General features: G+C 63.2%; 4 protein-coding genes. All 4 read left to right on the top strand.

The genetic code is table 11. From position 1 onward, the window contains the following. Positions 1 to 388 precede the first annotated feature (388 nt). The 4 genes from AC1Q8Q_RS32085 to dmpG all read left to right on the top strand — a co-directional run bounded on the left by AC1Q8Q_RS32085 (position 389) and on the right by dmpG (position 4,016). Positions 389 to 1,162: a glucose 1-dehydrogenase gene (locus AC1Q8Q_RS32085; protein WP_168758563.1), complete on the top strand. Its 774-nt coding sequence runs from the start codon at positions 389 to 391 to the stop codon at positions 1,160 to 1,162. Between the two features lie 73 nt (positions 1,163 to 1,235). Beyond that, entirely contained in the window at positions 1,236 to 2,027 is a 792-nt protein-coding gene (locus tag AC1Q8Q_RS32080; protein ID WP_083349409.1) for a fumarylacetoacetate hydrolase family protein, read from the top strand. Between the two features lie 32 nt (positions 2,028 to 2,059). After that, positions 2,060 to 2,977 carry an acetaldehyde dehydrogenase (acetylating) gene (locus tag AC1Q8Q_RS32075; protein WP_168758564.1) on the top strand — a complete coding sequence of 306 codons (918 nt, stop codon included), beginning with the start codon at positions 2,060 to 2,062 and terminating at the stop codon, positions 2,975 to 2,977. Positions 2,978 to 2,987: 10 nt separating this feature from the next. After that, positions 2,988 to 4,016 (top strand): 4-hydroxy-2-oxovalerate aldolase, encoded by a 1,029-nt coding sequence (gene dmpG, locus AC1Q8Q_RS32070; protein WP_492615962.1) that lies wholly within the window; start codon positions 2,988 to 2,990, stop codon positions 4,014 to 4,016. Positions 4,017 to 4,171 lie beyond the last annotated feature (155 nt).

Genomic DNA, 4,171 nt, shown 5'->3' with positions numbered 1-4,171 from the left:
TTTGGCTTTTGATTTTCTTGCCCCATCGAGAGGCCGAGTGGAGGTTCTGCGCAGTGGGTAAACCGGCATGGATGCCGTTTAGCCGCGCTGGGCCAGGGATGGCCCATCGCGGCGGGCCCCGTAGGAGCGAGCATGCTCCGGGCGGCGTTCCGACGAAAAACCTGAGAGCACCGCGGGGAGTCAGGCTTCCCGCGTCATCGTTGACCTCCATCGCGAGCATGCTCGCTCCTACAGTAAGAGCGAAACCATGGGTGGCCGTTACCGAAGAAACGGATATGTACACCAACCCACCTCATCCAGCCCCCCGCTAGTCCGTTGAGACGATGCCCAACCCGATCACCGCAGCGATAGTAAACCCATCCAAAATCGACCCCACGGAGCAAGGGCCATGAGTATTTTGCAGCGTTTCCAAATGGACGGCAGCGTCGCCATCGTCACTGGCAGCGGCCGCGGTATCGGTCGGGCGATTGCCCTGGCGTATGCCGAAGCCGGCGCCGATGTGGTGTGCTCGGCACGTTCGCTGGACGAAGTGCAGGCCGTGGCCGAGGAAGTTCGCGCCCTCGGTCGGCGCGCCCTGGCCTTCGCCTGCGACGTCAACGATGCCGAGCAACGCCAGGCACTGGTGCGCCACAGCGTCGAGCACATGGGCCGGATCACTCATCTGGTGAACAACGTCGGCGGTGGCGGGCCCAATGACCCGCTGAGCATGACACCCGAGCAGTTCGCCCAGGTGCTGAACTTCAACGTCGCCACCACCTACGCCTTCTGCCAGTTGTGCGTACCGCTGATGCGCGAGGCCGGCGGCGGCAACATCATCAATATCAGCTCAGTGGCGGCGCGTTATGCCCAACGCCATTTCAGCGCCTACGGTACGGCCAAGGCGGCCCTCAGCCATCTGACCCGCCTGCTCGCCCAGGACTTCGCGCCGCAGATCCGAGTCAACGCCGTCGCCCCCGGCCCCACCCTGACCGAGGCACTTAACGGCGTGATGCCTGCCGCCATGCGCCAGGTCATGGAAAACAACACCCCGCTCAAATGCCTGGGCACCCCGCAAGACATCGCCGCCGCCGCGCTGTACCTGGCCAGCCCCGCATCGGCCTGGGTGACCGGCAAGATCATTGATGTCGATGGCGGTGCCGACTCGTCGGTCTGGCCCGGCTGACCCACTCCTTTGGGTTCGCCCCTGATGACGTTGGGGCGGGCCTTTTTTCTTCCACCCCTCTGGAGCCCTCGCCATGGACGCCCATTTGATCAACGCGCTCGGTGACGAGCTGTTCAACGCCCTGCGCAGCAGGCAGACGCTGCCCCCCCTGACCCGCCGCTATCCGCAGATCACCCTGGAGCAGGCCTACGGGATTTCCCTGCAGTTCCTGCAGCGCCGTGAAGCCCTCGGCGAGCACGTGATCGGCAAGAAAATCGGGGTCACCAGCCGCGCCGTGCAGGAAATGCTCGATGTCCACCAACCGGATTTCGGCTTCCTCACCAATGCCATGCAGGTCGAGGATGGCAGTGACGTCAGCCTGGCCCGCTACAACCTGATACAGCCCCGGGCCGAAGGCGAAATCGCCTTTATTCTCGGCGAAGATTTGCAAGGCCCGGGCATCCGTGCCGAGGACGTGCTGGCCGCCAGCCAATGGGTGGTGCCGTGCTTCGAGATCGTCGACTCGCGTATCGACGACTGGCAGATCCGCATCCAGGACACCGTGGCCGACAACGCCTCGTGCGGTGTGTTCGCCCTCGGCTCCCAGCGCATCGACCCGCGCTCGCTGGACCTGGCCGCGGTGCACATGCAAATGAGCAAAAACGGCCAACCGGCAGGCTCGGGCCTGGGCTCGGCGGTGCAAGGCCATCCTTGCGCGGCAGTGGCCTGGCTGGCCAATACCCTGGGCGAGCTGGGCATCCCGTTCCGCCGTGGCGAAATCATTCTTTCCGGTGCCCTGGCGCCGCTGGTGCCGGTGATCGCCGGTGACCACATCAGCCTGTCCATGACCGGCCTGGGCGAAGCCAGCCTGCGCTTTGTCCCGTGAATCGCCCTTCCCTCTTCAGGAGCCAAAAAACCATGAGTAAAAAGATCAAATGCGCGCTGATCGGGCCGGGCAACATCGGCACCGACCTGCTGTACAAACTGATGCGCAGCGAGGTGCTGGAACCGGTGTGGATGGTGGGCATCGACGCCACCTCCGAAGGTCTGGCACGAGCACGCGAGCTGGGCCTTAAAACCACCGCAGACGGCGTGGACGGATTGCTCCCGCATGTCCTCGAAGACCAGATCCAGATCGCCTTCGACGCCACGTCGGCCTACGTCCACGCCCAGAACTCGCGCAAGCTCAATGCCCTGGGCGTGTTGATGATCGACCTGACTCCGGCGGCCATCGGCCCGTATTGCGTGCCACCGGTCAACCTCAAGGCGCAACTGGGCCTGGGTGTGATGAACGTCAACATGGTCACCTGCGGCGGTCAGGCCACCATTCCGCTGGTGGCGGCAGTGTCCAGCGTGCAGCCGGTAGAATACGCCGAGATCATTGCCACCGCCGCGTCCAAGTCGGTCGGCCCCGGCACCCGCAAAAACATCGACGAGTTCACCCGCACCACCGCCAGCGCCGTGGAAAAGGTCGGCGGTGCGAAGAAAGGCAAGGCGATCATCATCATCAACCCCGCCGAGCCGCCGCTGATCATGCGCGACACCGTGCATTGCCTGACCGCCAGCGAACCCGACCAGCCCGCGATCACCGCCGCCATCGAGGCCATGATCGAGCAAGTGCAGCGCTACGTGCCCGGCTACAAGCTGGTCAACGGCCCGGTGTTCGACGGCAATCGGGTGTCGATCTTCATGGAAGTCGAAGGCCTGGGCGACTACCTGCCCAAGTACGCCGGCAACCTGGACATCATGACTGCCGCCGCAGCGCGCACCGCCGAGATGTTCGCCGAGGAAATCCTCAAGGGCGAGCTGGTACTCACCCAAACCGCTCACGCATAAGGAGTCGACCATGGATCTTCGCGGCAAAAGCATCACCGTTCACGACATGTGCCTGCGCGACGGCATGCACCCCAAGCGTCACCAGATCAGCCTGCAACAGATGAAAGACATCGCCTGCGGCCTCGACGCGGCCGGCGTGCCGCTGATCGAAGTCACCCACGGCGACGGCCTGGGCGGCAGCTCGGTGAACTACGGCTTCCCGGCCCACACCGACGAAGAGTATCTGTCGGCAGTGATCCCATTGATGAAAAAGGCCAAGGTCTCAGCCCTGCTGCTGCCTGGCATCGGCACCGTCGATCATCTGAAAATGGCCCATGAACTGGGGGTCAATACCATTCGCGTGGCCACCCATTGCACCGAGGCCGATGTCAGCGAACAACATATCTCGCACGCCCGCAGCCTGGGCATGGACACCGTCGGTTTCCTGATGATGGCCCACATGAACAGCCCTGAAGGCCTGGTCAAGCAGGGCTTGCTGATGGAAAGCTACGGCGCCAACTGCATCTACCTGACCGATTCGGCGGGCTATCTGCTGCCCCACGACGTCAGTGCTCGCGTGACGGCGATGCGCGCGGCCCTCAAGCCTGAGACCGAAATTGGCTTTCATGGCCACCACAATCTGTCGATGGGTGTGTCCAACTCCATTGCTGCGATTGCCGCCGGGGCCAATCGCATCGACGCCGCCTGCGCAGGACTCGGTGCCGGCGCGGGCAACACGCCGATGGAAGTGCTGGTGGCGGTGTGTGATCGCATGGGTATCGACACCGGCGTCAGTGTGTTCGGCATCCAGGATGTGGCTGAAGACCTGGTGGTACCGATCATGGACTTCCCGATCCGCAGCGACCGCGATGCACTGACCATGGGCTACGCCGGGGTTTATGGCTCGTTCCTGCTGTTCGCCAAGCGCGCCGAGAAGACGTACGGCGTGTCAGCTCGGGAAATTCTTGTTGAGATGGGACGTCGTGGGATGGTTGGTGGGCAGGAGGATATGATCGAGGACACTGCCATGACACTTGCTCGTCTGCGGCGGCTGGGGTAAGGCTTTGTGTTACGCGATTTTTTTCAGGTGTACATATCCGTTGCTGCGGTAACGGCCACCTAGGGTTTCGCTCTTACAGCGAGTCACTTTCGAAAAGCGCGAAAGTAACCAAAGCGCTCTTGCCCCACCACTCGGTGCCTCGCTAAGGCTCGGCA

Source organism: Pseudomonas sp. GW823-FHT06B06 (assembly GCF_058795195.1).
The sequence above is the reverse complement of the archived record's forward strand: the minus strand, read 5'-3'. Positions and strand labels throughout refer to the sequence as shown.